Source organism: Vibrio sp. 970, assembly GCF_033339075.1.
Map to the genome: position 1 here is coordinate 98,873 of NZ_JAWOTW010000006.1, position 17,032 is coordinate 115,904.

Here is a 17,032-nt window from a genome sequence, read left to right on the forward strand (position 1 = left end):
ATCAGGAGCGGCGTCGTCGCTCCTGAGCTTTCTAACGGTCTTACAACATGCAAAAGTTAACGATTCTTGGTGCTACTGGATCAATTGGTGCAAGCACGCTTAAAGTGGTCGAACAAAACCCAGATCTGTTTTCTGTCGTTGCCTTAGCGGCAAGCACTAACGTTGAAAAGATGATCGGTCTATGTCGTCAGTGGCAACCTAAATATGCGGTCATGGCAGATAAAGCTGCGGCGTCTCAACTTCAAGCTGAGCTACACTCGGTTTCGCCAGGTACCGAAGTGCTGGGTGGTACTGATGCGCTATGTCATATAGCTTCGCTGGACGAGGTCGACAGTGTAATGGCTGCTATTGTAGGAGCCGCTGGCTTATTGCCTACCATGGCTGCCGTGAAAGCAGGTAAGCGAGTCTTGTTGGCAAATAAAGAAGCACTTGTAATGTCAGGCCAGCTATTTATTGATGCTGTAGAAGAATTTGGCGCAGAGCTACTTCCCGTCGACAGTGAACACAACGCCATTTTCCAATGTTTACCACAGCAAGTACAAACCAATCTAGGTCGTTGCAATTTACAAGAACATGGCATTTCTCATATTTTGTTGACTGGATCTGGTGGTCCTTTCCGTTACACTGACATCGCAGAACTGGAGCAGGTGACACCCGCTCAGGCGATTGCTCATCCAAACTGGTCGATGGGGCCAAAAATTTCTGTTGACTCTGCCACGATGATGAATAAAGGCCTTGAGTATATCGAAGCTAAGTGGCTATTTAATGCTGCTCGCGAACAACTGAAGGTGGTTATTCACCCTCAATCGGTAATTCATTCTATGGTTCAGTATCGTGATGGTTCGGTCTTGGCACAAATGGGAGAAGCGGATATGGCGACGCCAATTGCGCTCACCATGTCATACCCGTCAAGAGTGGAAGCTGGGGTTAAGCCGCTAGACTTCACGAAAGTTGGTGAGCTGACGTTTTTGCAGCCTGATTTTGCTCGTTACCCATGTTTAAAACTCGCAATTGATGCCTGTTATGAAGGTCAACACGCAACAACAGCATTGAACGCAGCTAATGAAGTCGCTGTTGATGCATTTTTAAATAACAGACTAGGTTTTACCGATATTGCTCGCATCAATGAGTCTGTGTTGAATAAAATCAACGCAAGCTGCAAAGCTGAGAATGCGAATAGCTTGGAAAGCTTGCTCGAGCTAGATAGAATGGCACGAACTATTGCCCTAGAAACCATACGCGAGCGTAGCTGATGACTGGTATATTGTGGAATCTCATTTCTTTTATCGTCGCACTGGGCATTCTTGTTGCCGTGCACGAATTTGGGCATTTTTGGGTTGCTCGCCGTTGCGGCGTTAAAGTTGAAAAGTTTTCAATCGGTTTCGGCAAGTCTATTTGGAGTAAAGTAGGCAAAGACGGAACGGAGTACAGCATCTCAATGATCCCTCTCGGCGGCTATGTGAAAATGGTTGATAGCCGTGTCGATGAGGTGCCAGAACATGAGAAGCACCTAGCGTTTGATAAGAAGCCGTTATGGAAGCGAACCTCTATTGTTGCGGCTGGCCCCATCTTTAATTTTCTTTTCGCAATTTTTGCCTATTGGCTGGTATTTCTAATTGGTATCCCGGCTGTTAAGCCTGTAATTGGTGAAGTTACGCCCAATTCGATTGTTGCGGAAGCTGGAATTGAATCTGGAATGGAACTTAAATCGATATCTGGTATCAAAACTCCGGATTGGGAATCAGTAAATATGGGATTGATTTCTCATATTGGCGATGATTTGATGACGGTAACACTAACGTCAGCGAATGAAGTTGGTTCAGAAGTAACGAAAACGCTCGATTTACGTGAGTGGAAGTTCGACCCAGAAACTCAGTCAGCGATGCAGTCGTTAGGTTTTACTCCGTATACACCGGAGGTGTATCGAGTTATCGAGCAGGTCTCGCAAGGTGGAGCTGCGGAAAAAGCTGGTGTGCTTCCAGGTGATGAGGTTGTCGCAATTGGTCAACAACGCGTAACCGAATGGAAGCAAGTGGTTGAAGCGGTTCGTTCTAATCCTGATACACCGCTTGAATTGACGGTGTTACGTCAGGGTTATGAGCAAACATTGACGCTGACGCCCGGTAGCCGTGAGCTAGCTAACAAAGAAGTCGTTGGTTTTGCAGGTATTGCACCTAAAGTCGCAGAATGGCCAGAAAGTTATCGCTTCGATCTTCAGTTTGGTGTATTCGAGTCAATAGGTAAAGCAGTAGACAAAACTGGCCAAGTCATTGGTTTGACAATCAGCATGCTTAAGAAGCTGATTGTTGGAGACGTTGGTCTGAATAATCTGAGTGGACCAATATCAATAGCCAAAGGCGCAGGCGCGACAGCAGATTATGGTTTGGTCTACTTTTTAGGTTTTCTCGCTCTAATTAGTGTTAACCTAGGTATTATTAATCTCGTTCCTTTACCAATGTTGGATGGCGGTCATTTGTTGTTTTTTGCAATTGAAGCAGTCATTCGACGTCCTGTTCCTGAGAAAGTGCAGGAAATGGGCTTTAGAATTGGTGGTGCGATCATCTTCTCGCTCATGGCGTTAGCGCTATTTAATGATTTTACTCGTCTGTGATAGTTCAGAGACAAAAGCAGTAGCAAGGAATAATTAGAACAAGTATGGCGATTAAGCGAATTCTATTTGCAAGTTTACTGGCGACCAGTGTATCTGCAAATGGAGCAGAGAACTTCGTAGTTCAAGATATTGAAATCGATGGATTGCAGCGTGTAGCACTGGGTGCTGCATTGTTGAAAATGCCTGTACGTGTCGGTGATACCATTGGCCAAGGCGATGTTGCAGAAATTATCCGCGCCCTGTATGCATCTGGTAACTTTGAAGATGTGAAAGTGTTGCGTGACGGTGGTGTTCTGATGGTTCAAGTCAAAGAACGTCCTACCATTGCAAGCATCTCTTTTTCAGGTAACAAAGCAATCAAGGACGAGCAGCTACAAGAAAACCTGAACGCGTCTGGCGTTCGTGAAGGTGAAGCGCTTGACCGCACCACGCTAAGCAACATTGAAAAAGGCTTAGAAGACTTTTACTACAGCGTAGGTAAATACAACGCAACAGTAAAAGCGGTGGTTACTCCACTACCACGTAATCGTTCTGACCTTAAGTTTGTCTTTACTGAAGGTGTGTCGGCAAAAATTCAGCAAATAAACTTTATCGGTAATGAAGTGTTCAGTGATGAAGAACTGCTTTCGCGCTTTAACTTAAATGTTGATGTGCCGTGGTGGAATTTCCTTTCTGATGAAAAGTATCAAAAGCAAGTCCTTGCAGGTGATATTGAAGCACTCAAATCATTCTACCTGGATCGTGGTTACTTAAAATTTAACGTTGATTCGACACAAGTTGCAATCTCTCCTGACAAGAAAGGGGTATACATTACTCTTGGTCTAGAGGAGGGCGAGGTTTACACCGTTAAGAACGTGAAGTTCCGTGGTGATTTGATTGGCGAGGAAGCGACGTTCGAAAGACTTGTGCCATTTGAAGACAATGAGACATACAACGGCTCGTTGGTTACTTCAATGGAAGAAGGGATTAAGCGTGTGCTTGGTGAGTCTGGTTATGCTTATCCTCAAGTGAATACCATTCCAGAGTTTGACGACGAGAATCAAGAAGTTTCTTTGGTCGTTAACGTAGACCCGGGTAACCGAATTTATGTTCGTGATATTCGCTTCACGGGTAATAACTCAACCAAAGATGAAGTCCTTCGTCGTGAAATGCGTCAGATGGAAGGCAGTTGGTTGAACTCGAAATCGATTGAAACGGGTAAAACTCGTCTAAATCGTTTGGGCTACTTTGAAAATGTTGAAGTACAGACGGTTCGAGTTCCTGGTAGTGATGATCAAGTTGACCTAGTTTACTCTGTCAAAGAAGCAAACTCTGGTAGTGTTAACTTCGGTGTTGGCTACGGTACAGAATCGGGTGTGAGCTTCCAGGTTGGCCTGCAACAAGATAACTTTATTGGTAGTGGTAACCGTGTTGGTATCAACGCGATGATGAATGACTACCAGAAAAACATCAGTCTAGATTACCGTGATCCGTACTGGAACTTAGACGGTGTAAGCTTGGGTGGTAAGGTTTTCTATAACGAATTTGAAGCTAAAGAAGCCAATATCGTTGACTATACCAACGAAAGCTATGGCGCGAGCTTAACGTGGGGCTTCCCATTCGATGAGTTGAACCGTTTTGAATTCGGTGTCGGTTATACGCACAACAAGATCGGTAACTTATCGCCTTACTTGCAGGTAGAGCAGTTCTTACGAGCACAAGCAGACAACATTGATTCTAGTGGAGCGTTGAACACAAACGACTTCGACTTCAATATCTCTTGGACACGTAATAACTTAAACCGTGGCTACTTCCCTACGGCAGGTAACCATCAGCGTGCATTCTATAAAATGACCGTACCTGGCTCTGACGTTCAATACTTCAAAATGCAGTACGATGTTCGTCAGTATGTGCCATTGACTAAAAAGCACGAGTTTACCCTCTTGTTCCGTGGCCGCTTAGGTTACGGTAATGGTTACGGTCAAACGGATGGTAACGATAACTTGTTCCCATTCTACGAAAACTACTACGCAGGTGGCTTTACATCGCTTCGTGGCTTTGGCTCAAACTCTGTTGGTCCTAAAGCGGTTTACCGTGATACATCTGGTTCAAATAATGGCGCAGATACAGCAACAGATGACTCTGTTGGTGGTAACGCCGTAGCGCTAGCAAGTGTTGAGTTGATTGTCCCAACACCATTTGCATCAGAAGAAGTACAAAACCAAATTCGTACCAGTATCTTCTTTGATATGGCAAGTGTTTGGGATACGGAGTTTGACTACCGCGATTCAGGTGCGGAATATGGTGACCGTTACTACTACGATTACTCAGATCCAACCAACTACCGCTCTTCTTACGGTGCGGCGTTGCAGTGGATGTCTCCAATGGGGCCACTAGTCTTCTCACTAGCGAAACCAATTAAGAAATTTGATGGCGATGATGAAGAGTTCTTCACATTCACTATCGGTAGAACTTTCTAAAGAGGAAAATATTTTGAATAAAATGATCAAAGCGGCTGGGATTGGCCTTCTTGTACTGAGCTCTTCAATGTTTGCAAATGCGGCAGAAGCTGCACAGAAAATTGCTTACGTAAATACAGCTCAAGTTTTCCAAGCTCTTCCTCAACGTGAAGTTGTACTACAAAAAATGCAGAAAGACTTCAAAAGCAAAGCTGATGAACTGAAGTCAATCCAAGCACAAGCTAAAACAAAGATTGAGAAGCTACAACGTGACGGCGAGCTTTTGGGTCAAGACGAAGTTGAAAAGCTACGTATCGATATCGCGAAGCTAGACAGCGAGTACAAAGTGAAAGCACAAGCACTTGAAAAAGCAAGTGCGCGTCGTGAAGCTGAAGAAAAAGCGAAGCTTTTCAAAACGATTCAAGATGCAGTTAAGAAAGTCGCAGACAAAAATGGTTACGATCTTGTGATTGATATCTCTGCTTTGCAGTACGGCAAGCCAGAATACAATATCTCTGAAGACGTAATTAAAGCTCTAAAATAAGAAGTTATGAAGACATTAACATTAGCCGAATTGGCGACAATTACCGGGGGTGAGCTGTTTGGTGACGAGTCTCTCGTTGTAAGCCGTGTTGCCCCAATGGATAAAGCACAAGAAGGTGACGTAACCTTCTTGTCTAACCCAAAATACGCAAAACACCTTTCTGAGTGCCAAGCTACCGTTGTTATGGTAAAGGCTGAGCATAAAGATCAATGCGTTGGAAGTGCGCTAGTGGTTTCAGACCCTTATGTCGCATTTGCTCGTGTGGTCCAAGCGATGGATACCACACCAACACCGGCAGACGATATTGCACCAAGTGCTGTGATTGCCGCTGACGTTAAGATGGGTGAGAACGTTACAATCGGCGCTAACGCTGTGATTGAAACGGGCGTGGAACTCGGCGACAACGTAAGTGTTGGTGCTGGTTGTTTTATCGGTAAGAACGCCAAGCTAGGGAATAACACCAAGCTTTGGGCTAATGTCACTATCTACCATGAAGTGTCATTGGGTGATGACTGTCTCGTTCAATCGGGTACCGTCATTGGCTCTGATGGCTTCGGTTACGCGAATGACAAAGGCGAGTGGATTAAAATTCCTCAGCTTGGTTCAGTGCGTATCGGTAACCGCGTTGAGATTGGTGCTTGTACTACGATTGACCGCGGTGCACTCGAAGATACTATCATTGAAGACAATGTCATTCTGGATAACCAACTTCAAATCGCGCACAACGTGCAGATCGGATATGGTACCGTGATGCCTGGTGGTACTATTGTCGCGGGCAGTACAAAAATTGGTAAGTACTGCCAGATTGGCGGCGCGTCTGTTCTGAATGGCCATATCACTATCGCAGATGGTGTGGCGATTACAGGTATGGGCATGGTAATGCGCAGTATCGAAGAAAAAGGCCTTTACTCATCAGGTATTCCACTACAAACGAACAGAGAGTGGCGTAAAACTGCAACTCGAGTTCACCGTATTGATGAGATGAATAAGCGCCTGAAAGCGGTTGAAAAACAGCTGGAACAGAAAGAAGAAATTTAGAACAAGTTATCTTTCGCTCTGTATTTAACGTGAAAGCTAACAGGCTCTAGTTCCATATTCTGTACGAAGACTCGCGAAATGCGGGTCTTTTTCTTCTATAATGACGCGCTCTAAGTAGATTTAACTCCAAGATGGTGCGTATTTTGCTAGTATATTGCAAAGCGATTCGGCTTTACGACCTGTTGCCACGTTTGCCATCTTGGCGGCAAAAAATTGATATAGGAAGACGACTTTGACTACTGAAAAGAAAACGATGAACATCTCTGAAATTCAAGAGCTACTACCTCATCGCTACCCATTCTTATTGATCGACCGAGTGATAGACTTCCAAGAAGAGAAGTACCTTCACGCGATTAAAAACGTGTCGGTTAACGAACCTCAGTTCACAGGTCACTTTCCTCAACTACCAGTATTCCCAGGTGTTTTGATTTTAGAAGCAATGGCTCAGGCAACAGGCTTACTTGCATTTAAATCATTTGGTGCACCAACAGAAAATGAACTGTACTACTTTGCAAGCGTAGACGGCGCGAAATTCCGTAAACCAGTGGTTCCGGGCGACCAACTGGTTATTGAGGTAGAATTTCTGAAAGAACGTCGCGGCATTGCTGCATTTAGCGGTGTAGCAAAAGTTGACGGCGAAGTGGTATGTTCTGCAGAACTGAAGTGTGCTCGTCGAGAGTTTTAATATGATTCATGAAACCGCTAAAATCCACCCGGCAGCGGTGGTAGAAGAGGGCGCCAAAATTGGTGCTAACGTAACAGTAGGTCCTTTTACGTACATCACCTCTACGGTTGAAATTGGTGAAGGCACAGAAGTGATGTCTCACGTTGTGATCAAAGGTCACACAACTATTGGCAAAGATAACCGTATTTTCCCACATGCTGTCATTGGTGAAGAAAACCAAGACAAAAAATACGGTGGTGAAGACACAACTGTGGTTATCGGTGACCGTAACGTCATTCGTGAAGCGGTCCAAGTTCACCGCGGCACAGTGCAAGACAAAGCAACCACGATCATTGGTGATGACAACTTATTGTGTGTGAATGCACACGTTGCGCATGATGTTGTTATTGGTAACCACACTCATATCGGTAATAACTCGATTCTTGGTGGTCACGTTACTGTTGATGATTATGCCGGTGTGATGGCACTGTCTGCGATTCATCCGTTTTGTACAGTGGGCGCTTACGCATACATTGGCGGCTGTTCAGCTGTGGTGCAAGATGTCCCAGCTTATGTACTCGCGCAAGGTAACCACGCTACTCCATTCGGCTTGAACCTTGTTGGCTTGAAGCGTAATGGCTTTGAGAAACCAGAGATTCGTGCGCTACAAAAAGCGTATAAAGAAATCTACCGTTCAGGTAAGACGCTAGAAGAAGTGAAGCCTATTCTGGCTGAAATGGCTCAAGAGTGGCCGGCTGTGAAGCGTTTCTCAGATATTCTGGAAACGACGGAACGTGGCATTATTCGTTAATTGGCGAATGAACCAATAAATAAAAAGATCGTGACCAAATTTGAGGTTACGATCTTTTTGTGTTTTATGGATAAGGCAAACCGTTATCCATAGCGCACAGGAAAAATAGCGAAGTAGATATGGAAAGATCATTACGTATTGGCATCATTGCCGGAGAATTGTCTGGCGATACGCTAGGTGAAGGCTTTATCAAAGCAGTAAAGCAACAATATCCAGACGCAGAGTTCGTAGGCATTGGTGGTCCGAAAATGATAGCCCAAGGTTGCGAGTCTCTGTTTGATATGGAAGAGCTTGCGGTGATGGGATTAGTCGAGGTTTTAGGCCGCTTACCGAGACTTCTTAAAGTGAAAGCTGAGCTCGTTCAGTATTTTACTCAGAATCCGCCTGATGTTTTCATCGGGATCGATGCTCCTGACTTCAACTTACGCCTGGAGCTTGACCTCAAGCAAGCGGGCATTAAAACCGTTCATTACGTGAGTCCGTCTGTTTGGGCTTGGCGTCAGAAGCGCATCTTTAAAATAGAAGCGGCAACGAACTTGGTGCTAGCATTTCTTCCGTTTGAGAAAGCGTTCTACGACAAATTTAATGTACCTTGCGAGTTCATTGGTCATACCTTGGCTGATGCCATCCCACTAGAATCAGAACAAGCGCCTGCACGTGAGTTGCTTGGTTTAGAACAAGATAAAAAGTGGCTTGCTGTCCTGCCAGGCAGTCGTGGTAGCGAGTTAAAAATGCTCTCAGAGCCATTTATTGAAACCTGCAAGTTACTCCATAAAAAATTTCCAGAACTGGGGTTTGTTGTCGCGCTTGTTAATCAAAAACGCCGTGAGCAGTTTGAACAAGCATGGAAAGAGCTAGCGCCAGAGTTGGACTTCAAGTTAGTTGATGATACCGCACGCAACGTCATCACCGCATCCGATGCTGTGATGTTGGCCTCCGGTACCGTAGCGTTGGAGTGTATGCTTCTCAAGCGTCCAATGGTGGTGGGTTATCGTGTGAATGCATTTACTGCTTTTTTAGCTAAACGTCTATTGAAAACAAAGTATGTGTCATTGCCGAATATCTTGGCGGATGATGAGCTCGTCAAAGAATATCTACAAGATGAGTGCACACCAGACAATTTGTTTACTGAGGTTTCTCGCTTATTGGAAAGCGACAATAAACCGATGTTAGATAAGTTTACGGAAATGCATCATTGGATCCGTAAAGATGCGGATCAACAAGCCGCAAACGCGGTTCTAAAACTGATTGAAAAATAGAGATTTATCATGGCTGTTAAACCAAAAGCGACCAAAACCAAAGTTGAACTCCCTCCGTTTGAATATCCGCAAGGTTACCAGCTTGTGGCCGGAGTCGACGAGGTCGGACGTGGTCCTTTGGTGGGAGACGTCGTCACCGCTGCGGTTATCCTTGATCCTAACAATCCTATTGAAGGGTTGAACGATTCGAAAAAATTGACCGAAAAGAAACGCATGGCGTTGCTTCCTGAAATCAAAGAAAAAGCATTGGCGTGGGCGGTCGGGCGTTGCTCTCCTGAAGAAATCGATCAACTGAATATTTTGCAGGCGACTATGGTTGCGATGCAGCGTGCAGTGGCGGGGTTACAGGTTCAACCTGATTTGGTGTTGATTGATGGTAACCGTTGTCCGGAGCTGCCAATGGATGCTCAAGCTGTAGTAAAAGGCGATCTACGTGTTGCCGAAATCAGTGCGGCTTCAATTATTGCCAAAGTCGTGCGTGACCAAGAGATGGAAGAGTTGGATAAACTTCATCCACAATTTGGCTTCGCGAAGCACAAAGGTTACCCAACTAAAGCGCACTTTGAAGCGATTGAGCAACACGGAGTGATCAGTGAACACCGCAAGAGTTTCAAGCCAGTAAAAAAAGCGTTAGGCATAGAATAATCAAACGATCTAATTGGTGTTATAAACCCAACCTCTTTAGGTTAGAATCCCCAACAAAATAGAGTTACACGGTACCTGTTAATGTCAGATCCCAAATTCATCCACCTGCGTGTTCATAGTGACTTCTCGATGGTGGATGGCCTCAACAAAGTTCCGCCAATCGTAAAGAAAGTTGCTGAGCTCGGTATGCCCGCAATGGCGTTGACCGACTTTACCAACCTATGTGGTTTGGTGAAGTTTTACGGTACTGCGCATGGCAGTGGTGTTAAACCGATCATCGGTGCTGACTTTAAAATGCAGTCGGACGAGTTTGGTGAAGAGCTGACTCAAGTGACTTTGCTTGCGGCGGATAATGTGGGTTATAAGAACCTGACGTTATTGATATCAAAAGCGTACTTACGTGGACATGTTCAACACCACCCTGTGATTGATAAAGCCTGGTTGGCTGAAATGTCTGAAGGCTTGATTGTATTATCCGGCGGTAAAAGCGGGGAAATTGGTCGCGGCCTTTTGAAAGGCAACCGTCAAATAGTGCAAGGGTGTGTTGATTTCTATAAACAGCATTTTCCAGATCGCTTTTATCTTGAGTTACTTCGTACCGGTCGTCCAGATGAAGAAACTTATCTTCACTTTGCAGTTGAATTGGCAGAGCAGCAAGACTTGCCAGTAGTGGCGACCAATGAAGTTGTATTCCTGAGTCCAGACCTATTTGATGCTCATGAAATACGCGTAGCGATTCACGATGGTTACACATTAGAAGATCCGCGCAGGCCAAAAAACTACAGTCCGCAGCAATATCTTCGTACAGAAGAAGAAATGTGTGAGCTGTTTGCTGATATTCCTGAAGCGTTAGAAAACAGTGTCGAGATAGCGAAGCGTTGTAACGTGACTGTGCGCTTAGGTGAGTACTTCCTACCAGCTTTCCCAACCGAAGGGATGAAAGAGACTGAGTTCCTAGTCATGAAATCCCGAGAGGGGTTGGAAGAGCGTTTAGAGTTCCTATTTCCAGATGAGGAAGAGAGAAAACGTCGCCGCCCTGAATATGATGAACGTCTTCAGATAGAGCTAGATGTTATCAACCAAATGGGATTTCCTGGTTACTTCTTGATCGTAATGGAGTTCATCCAGTGGTCAAAAGATAATGGAATTCCTGTCGGTCCTGGACGTGGTTCCGGTGCTGGTTCTTTGGTGGCTTACGCACTAAAAATCACCGATCTGGATCCACTAGAATACGACTTGCTGTTCGAACGTTTCTTGAACCCAGAACGTGTTTCGATGCCCGATTTCGACGTCGATTTCTGTATGGATAAACGTGACCAGGTTATTGACCACGTTGCGGAAATGTACGGTCGTGACGCGGTGTCTCAGATCATCACGTTTGGTACCATGGCGGCAAAAGCGGTAATCCGTGACGTTGGCCGCGTATTGGGCCACCCATTTGGTTTTGTTGATCGTATTTCAAAGCTGATCCCGCCCGATCCAGGTATGACGCTAGATAAAGCGTTTAAAGCTGAACCTGCACTACCTGAATTGTATGAGGCCGATGAGGAAGTTAAAGAACTCATCGACATGTGTCATATTTTGGAAGGCTGTACGCGAAACGCCGGTAAACACGCTGGTGGTGTTGTAATTTCACCTACAACAATTACCGATTTTGCGCCAATTTATGCAGACGCTGAAGGTCACTTTCCGGTTACTCAATTTGATAAAAACGATGTTGAGACCGCTGGCCTAGTTAAGTTTGACTTCTTAGGTTTACGTACCTTAACCATTATTGACTGGGCGTTAGGGCTGATTAACCCACGCCTAGAGCGAGAAGGGAAAGAACCGGTTCAAATTGAATCCATACCGTTAGAAGACCCTGCCTCTTTCCGTTTGTTGCAAAACTCTGAAACGACAGCAGTATTCCAGCTTGAATCTCGAGGCATGAAAGAGCTGATCAAACGACTTCAGCCAGACTGTTTCGAAGACATTATCGCATTGGTAGCACTCTTCCGTCCGGGTCCTTTGCAATCGGGCATGGTAGATAACTTTATCGACCGTAAACATGGCCGAGAGGCGATCTCTTATCCAGATGAAAAGTGGCAACACGAGTCGCTAAAAGAGACGCTTGATCCAACCTACGGCATCATCCTGTACCAAGAGCAGGTAATGCAGATTGCGCAGATCTTAGCGGGTTATACGCTAGGTGGTGCGGACATGCTTCGTCGTGCAATGGGTAAGAAAAAGCCAGAAGAGATGGCAAAACAACGTGCTATCTTTGAAGAAGGTGCGATAAAGAACGGTATCGATGGCGAGTTGGCGATGAAAATCTTCGACTTGGTAGAGAAGTTCGCCGGTTATGGTTTTAACAAATCGCACTCTGCTGCTTATGCATTGGTTTCTTATCAAACTCTTTGGCTGAAAACACATTATCCTGCCGAATTTATGGCTGCGGTAATGACAGCCGATATGGATAACACGGAAAAAGTCGTTGGCTTGGTCGATGAGTGTTTCCGTATGAAGCTTACCGTGCTGCCACCAGACATCAACTCTGGCCTATATCGTTTTAATGTTGATGAAAATGGCGCAATTGTTTACGGTATTGGTGCGATAAAAGGGGTTGGTGAGGGCCCTATCGATGCGATTCTTGAGGCGAGAAATAAAGGTGGTCACTTTAAAGACCTGTTTGATTTCTGTGCTCGAGTTGATCTAAAACGCGTCAATAAACGAGTGATAGAGAAGCTGATTTACGCGGGCGCGTTGGATCGACTAGGCCCACACCGCGCGGCGATGATGGCGTCACTCAATGATGCGGTAAAAGCAGCAAGTCAACATCACCAAGCTGAAGCGTTTGGTCAAACGGATATGTTTGGTGTGCTAACGGATGCACCTGAAGAAGTAGAGCATAAGTATACGCAGGTTCCGCCTTGGCCAGAAAAAGTGTGGTTAGAGGGCGAGCGTGATACCCTAGGTCTATATTTGACAGGGCACCCAATTAACGTCTATGTAAAGGAACTAAACAAATACACCAGTTGTCGACTAAAAGACGCAACGCCCACTCGCCGCGATCAATCTGTCACGGTAGCCGGCCTGGTTATTGCCGCTCGTGTAATGACGACCAAGCGTGGTACACGAATTGGTATTATGACACTGGATGACCGAAGTGGTCGCATGGAAGTGATGTTGTTCTCAGATGCGCTGGATCGATACGCTGAACTTCTCGAAAAAGACAGAATTTTGGTCGTTTCTGGACAGGTCAGCTTTGATGACTTCAACGGTGGCCTTAAAATGTCGGCGCGTGAAGTTATGGATCTCGGCAGTGCGCGCGAGAAATACGCTCGTGGTTTGTCGGTATCGATAGATGCAAATCAGATCAACGATCAGTTTTTTGAGCAGTTCAGCCGTATTTTAGAACCGCACAAAGCCGGAACCGTACCCGTCAATGTATACTACCAGCGTGCCGACGCCAGAGCGCGGTTAACATTGGGCACCGAGTGGCGAGTTACGCCAAGTGATACATTACTCGACGATTTAAAACAGTTGCTTGGCAAAAGCCAGGTAGAACTCGAATTTAACTAAAAATTCAGCGCAATATGTTAGACGCTGAGTAAACAAGGATTCATAGATGAGCCTAAACTTTCTTGAATTTGAAAAGCCAATTGCAGAACTAGAAGCGAAAATTGAAGCATTACGTGATGTCTCTCGTCACGGTGGTGATTCTGCGATTGACCTGGATAAAGAAATCGAACAGCTTGAGAAGAAAAGCTTAGAGCTGAAGAAAAAAACCTTCAGTGACCTAGGTGCATGGGAAACAGCTCAACTGGCTCGTCACCCACTACGTCCTTACACGCTGGATTACATCCAACACGCTTTTGAGGAGTTTGATGAATTAGCGGGTGACCGCGCGTTTGCAGACGACAAAGCGATTGTGGGTGGCATGGCTCGCCTTGAAGGCCGCCCTGTGATGATCATTGGTCACCAAAAAGGTCGTGAGACCAAAGAAAAGGTGAAACGTAACTTTGGTATGCCGAAACCAGAAGGTTACCGTAAAGCGCTACGTTTGATGGAAATGGCAGAGCGTTTCAACATGCCGATTATCACATTTATCGACACGGCTGGCGCGTATCCAGGTGTGGGCGCAGAAGAGCGTGGTCAATCTGAAGCTATCGCGAAAAACCTAAAAGTGATGTCTGGTCTTAAAGTGCCAGTAATCTGTAACGTTGTTGGTGAAGGCGGTTCTGGTGGTGCACTAGCAATCGGTGTAGGCGACTACGTGAACATGCTTCAGTACTCTACGTACTCAGTAATTTCTCCTGAAGGTTGTGCTTCAATCTTATGGCGTGATTCAGACAAAGCGCCACAAGCGGCAGAGGCAATGGGTCTAACTGCTCCGCGTCTTAAAGAGCTTGAACTGATCGACGAAATCATTGAAGAGCCACTAGGCGGCGCTCATCGCGATCATGTTCAAATGGCAGCGAATATGAAAGCGACACTACTTCGTCAGCTAGAAGATCTAGAACAACTGGATGAAGAGACGCTACGTGAGCGTCGTTACCAGCGTCTAATGAGCTACGGTTACTGTTAATTTCGGTGATTGCTATTAAGCGTTAGCTGATATCTCAAGTGATAACAGTTAAAATAGAAAGGGTTGGATGAGAGTCCAGCCCTTTTTTTGTACCTATCGGATCGCTTATGGAATCGCTTTACCCGCATTTTGCTCAAGTTCTCGGCCGCTACTATCAATTAGGCACTAAGGTTGTCTTGGCGTTTAGCGGAGGAGTGGATTCACGTCTTTTACTCGAATTACTCAGTCGCTACCAACAAGCGCACTCTGTAGAGTGTCACGCTGTGTATGTGCACCATGGTTTAAGCTCGAATGCCGATAATTGGGCCGATAAATGCTTACTTTGGGCACAACAAGTGGGGATATCGTGCTCGATCGAGCGAGTGAGCTTAGACATCAGCAATGGTGAAAGTATTGAACTTCTTGCTCGTGAAGCTCGCTACCAAGCCTTAACTAAGTACATTCAAGAAGGCGATATACTGTTGACTGGTCAACATGCCGACGATCAAATAGAGACTTTTCTCCTTGCGCTTAAGCGCGGCAGCGGGCCTAAAGGGTTATCTTCGATGGCGGAGAGTATGCCGTTTTCTTGCGGATCTCTAGTTCGACCATTGCTTACTATCAAGCGGAAGACCATCGAAGAAGCCGCTACTAAATTAGGCCTGGAGTGGGTGGAAGACGAAAGCAATCAAGATACCCGTTATGATCGTAACTTTCTTCGTCATTGTGTTATTCCTGAATTGTCTGGTCGCTGGCCGAGTATCCATCAAGCGGTTCAGCGCAGTGCAAGTTTATGTGCTCAACAAGAAGCGCTATTGGATGAACTATTGAGCGCGGTGTTTGAACGCGCTTTACAAACGGATCTAAGTTTGAGTATTGAAGAACTGGCTAAGCACAGTGGATTAGCGCGTGCGCGCTTGATTCGTATGTGGCTGGCTAAGCTTAATACTAGTATGCCGACTCAGGTACAACTCAATCTTATCTGGAATGAAGTCGCATTAGCTCAGCAAGATGCCAACCCCAAACTACAACTTAAACAAGGTGAAGTGCGCCGTTTTCGAAATCGTCTCTATTGGGTAACGGAAATCGCTGACGTCACTGAGTGGCAAAGTACGATTCAAGTCGATACCGTTTTATCGCTTCCAGAGCGGCTAGGGGAGCTGACCTTAACGACGAGTTCTAGCAACGCAACGATTGCGCTTCCGAGTCAGCCAGAATTGCTTCGCGTGACCTTTAATCCGGAAGGCTTATCAGCGCATCCAACCACGCGTAATCACAGTCGAAAACTGAAGAAGTTGTTCCAAGAATACAATGTGCCAAGCTGGCTGCGTCGTCAAATTCCGATTTTGATGTATCAAGACCGAGTCGTTGCTGTGGCAGATCTGTTCGTTGATCAGGCGTTTAATGGTCAAGATTGTGAACTTATTTGGCGCAGGTAATGAAAATTCATGCCACAATGTCGATTATAAAATATAAAAATCCTTAAATAATAATTGATTAGGTGAAGCAATGAAGAAAACAATCATGGGTGCAATGGTGGCGTTAACCATGTTCAGTGGGCAGGCTCTAGCTGCGGGAGATGCTGCAGCAGGTCAAGCAAAGTCGGGAGTATGCGCGGCGTGTCATGGCGCTGATGGTATTGCTGTCATTCCGGGTTACCCAAATCTGAAAGGGCAAAATGAGCAATATATTATCAGTTCAATTAAAGCTTATAAAAATAAAGAGCGAACAGGTGGGCTTGCTGCTGTGATGCAAGCTCAAGCTTCATTGTTGTCTGATGAAGATATCGCTAACCTAGCGGCTTACTACGCAAGTTTGAAGTAAACGCGAGTCTGAAAAAGCTTGGACGATTGGGCATTGAGCAGTCCTCATTGGGTTTTATCAACTCACGATATTCGCTATGTTAATTTGCTCAGCCTGGATTTTCGCTGGTGGATCAGAGACAAACATTGAATGTTGCGAAACGCTAAACGATAATAAGCGCAATCGATTGAAGCTTAAGGGATGAACATGAAAAAAATTGAAGCGATTATCAAGCCATTTAAACTGGATGATGTTCGAGAAGCGCTAGCTGAAGTTGGCATTACAGGGATGACCGTCTCTGAAGTGAAAGGCTTTGGTCGCCAAAAAGGTCACACCGAGCTTTACCGTGGTGCAGAGTACATGGTGGACTTTCTACCTAAAGTGAAGCTCGAAATCGTTGTAACGGAAGATGTGGCTGATAAATGCGTAGAGACAATCATTGAAACCGCGCAAACTGGTAAGATTGGTGATGGTAAAATATTCGTCACTGATATTGAGCGTGTGGTTCGTATTCGTACTGGTGAAGAAGACGAAGACGCGATCTAAGGTTTCTTGTCACTTGTTTCGTATTTATTATGCTAAAAGGGAGCCAAGTGGCTCCTTTTTTGTTGTTTGCTTATTAGTGAAATCATTTAACCCGAGATTTGTTGTTCTAGATTTCGGGTGCCTACAT

General features: G+C 45.4%; 14 protein-coding genes. All 14 read left to right on the forward strand.

Annotation, left to right across the window (positions count from 1 at the left end; translation table 11 throughout):
• Positions 1-47: 47 nt before the first annotated feature.
• The gene (ispC, locus tag R7Q11_RS11090; protein WP_005391796.1) at positions 48-1,253 is read left to right on the forward strand and encodes a 1-deoxy-D-xylulose-5-phosphate reductoisomerase; all 1,206 of its coding nucleotides are present in this window, start codon (positions 48-50) and stop codon (positions 1,251-1,253) included.
• Positions 1,253-2,611 carry a sigma E protease regulator RseP gene (gene rseP / locus R7Q11_RS11095; protein WP_017820751.1) on the forward strand — a complete coding sequence of 453 codons (1,359 nt, stop codon included), beginning with the start codon at positions 1,253-1,255 and terminating at the stop codon, positions 2,609-2,611. Before ispC ends, rseP begins: the two co-directional genes overlap by 1 nt.
• 44 nt (positions 2,612-2,655) lie before the next feature.
• Positions 2,656-5,070, forward strand: coding sequence for an outer membrane protein assembly factor BamA (gene bamA, locus R7Q11_RS11100; protein WP_042521413.1), 2,415 nt, complete (start codon positions 2,656-2,658; stop codon positions 5,068-5,070).
• A 13-nt stretch (positions 5,071-5,083) separates the two neighbouring features.
• Complete coding sequence (locus R7Q11_RS11105) at positions 5,084-5,593, forward strand: OmpH family outer membrane protein (protein WP_005391804.1); 510 nt, start codon at positions 5,084-5,086, stop codon at positions 5,591-5,593.
• A 6-nt stretch (positions 5,594-5,599) separates the two neighbouring features.
• Positions 5,600-6,631, forward strand: a complete 1,032-nt coding sequence (gene lpxD, locus R7Q11_RS11110) for a UDP-3-O-(3-hydroxymyristoyl)glucosamine N-acyltransferase (RefSeq protein WP_171343218.1) — start codon at positions 5,600-5,602, stop codon at positions 6,629-6,631.
• A gap of 232 nt (positions 6,632-6,863) precedes the next feature.
• Positions 6,864-7,316, forward strand: a complete 453-nt coding sequence (gene fabZ / locus R7Q11_RS11115) for a 3-hydroxyacyl-ACP dehydratase FabZ (RefSeq protein WP_005380349.1) — start codon at positions 6,864-6,866, stop codon at positions 7,314-7,316.
• A gap of 1 nt (position 7,317) precedes the next feature.
• The gene (gene lpxA / locus R7Q11_RS11120) at positions 7,318-8,106 is read left to right on the forward strand and encodes an acyl-ACP--UDP-N-acetylglucosamine O-acyltransferase (RefSeq protein WP_005380357.1); all 789 of its coding nucleotides are present in this window, start codon (positions 7,318-7,320) and stop codon (positions 8,104-8,106) included.
• 119 nt (positions 8,107-8,225) lie between these two features.
• Positions 8,226-9,365 carry a lipid-A-disaccharide synthase gene (gene lpxB / locus R7Q11_RS11125; RefSeq protein ID WP_138939015.1) on the forward strand — a complete coding sequence of 380 codons (1,140 nt, stop codon included), beginning with the start codon at positions 8,226-8,228 and terminating at the stop codon, positions 9,363-9,365.
• Between the two features lie 9 nt (positions 9,366-9,374).
• Positions 9,375-10,010 (forward strand): ribonuclease HII, encoded by a 636-nt coding sequence (gene rnhB / locus R7Q11_RS11130; protein WP_005380361.1) that lies wholly within the window; start codon positions 9,375-9,377, stop codon positions 10,008-10,010.
• A gap of 81 nt (positions 10,011-10,091) precedes the next feature.
• Positions 10,092-13,571, forward strand: coding sequence for a DNA polymerase III subunit alpha (dnaE, locus tag R7Q11_RS11135; protein ID WP_225466441.1), 3,480 nt, complete (start codon positions 10,092-10,094; stop codon positions 13,569-13,571).
• A 46-nt stretch (positions 13,572-13,617) separates the two neighbouring features.
• The gene (accA, locus tag R7Q11_RS11140) at positions 13,618-14,577 is read left to right on the forward strand and encodes an acetyl-CoA carboxylase carboxyl transferase subunit alpha (protein ID WP_005380365.1); all 960 of its coding nucleotides are present in this window, start codon (positions 13,618-13,620) and stop codon (positions 14,575-14,577) included.
• 107 nt (positions 14,578-14,684) lie between these two features.
• A complete protein-coding gene (gene tilS, locus R7Q11_RS11145; protein WP_213966878.1) occupies positions 14,685-15,995 on the forward strand; it encodes a tRNA lysidine(34) synthetase TilS in 1,311 nt (436 codons plus the stop codon).
• A 70-nt stretch (positions 15,996-16,065) separates the two neighbouring features.
• Positions 16,066-16,380 carry a c-type cytochrome gene (locus R7Q11_RS11150; RefSeq protein WP_017636043.1) on the forward strand — a complete coding sequence of 105 codons (315 nt, stop codon included), beginning with the start codon at positions 16,066-16,068 and terminating at the stop codon, positions 16,378-16,380.
• A 186-nt stretch (positions 16,381-16,566) separates the two neighbouring features.
• The gene (glnB, locus tag R7Q11_RS11155) at positions 16,567-16,905 is read left to right on the forward strand and encodes a nitrogen regulatory protein P-II (RefSeq protein WP_005380372.1); all 339 of its coding nucleotides are present in this window, start codon (positions 16,567-16,569) and stop codon (positions 16,903-16,905) included.
• The last annotated feature ends 127 nt before the right edge of the window (positions 16,906-17,032 follow it).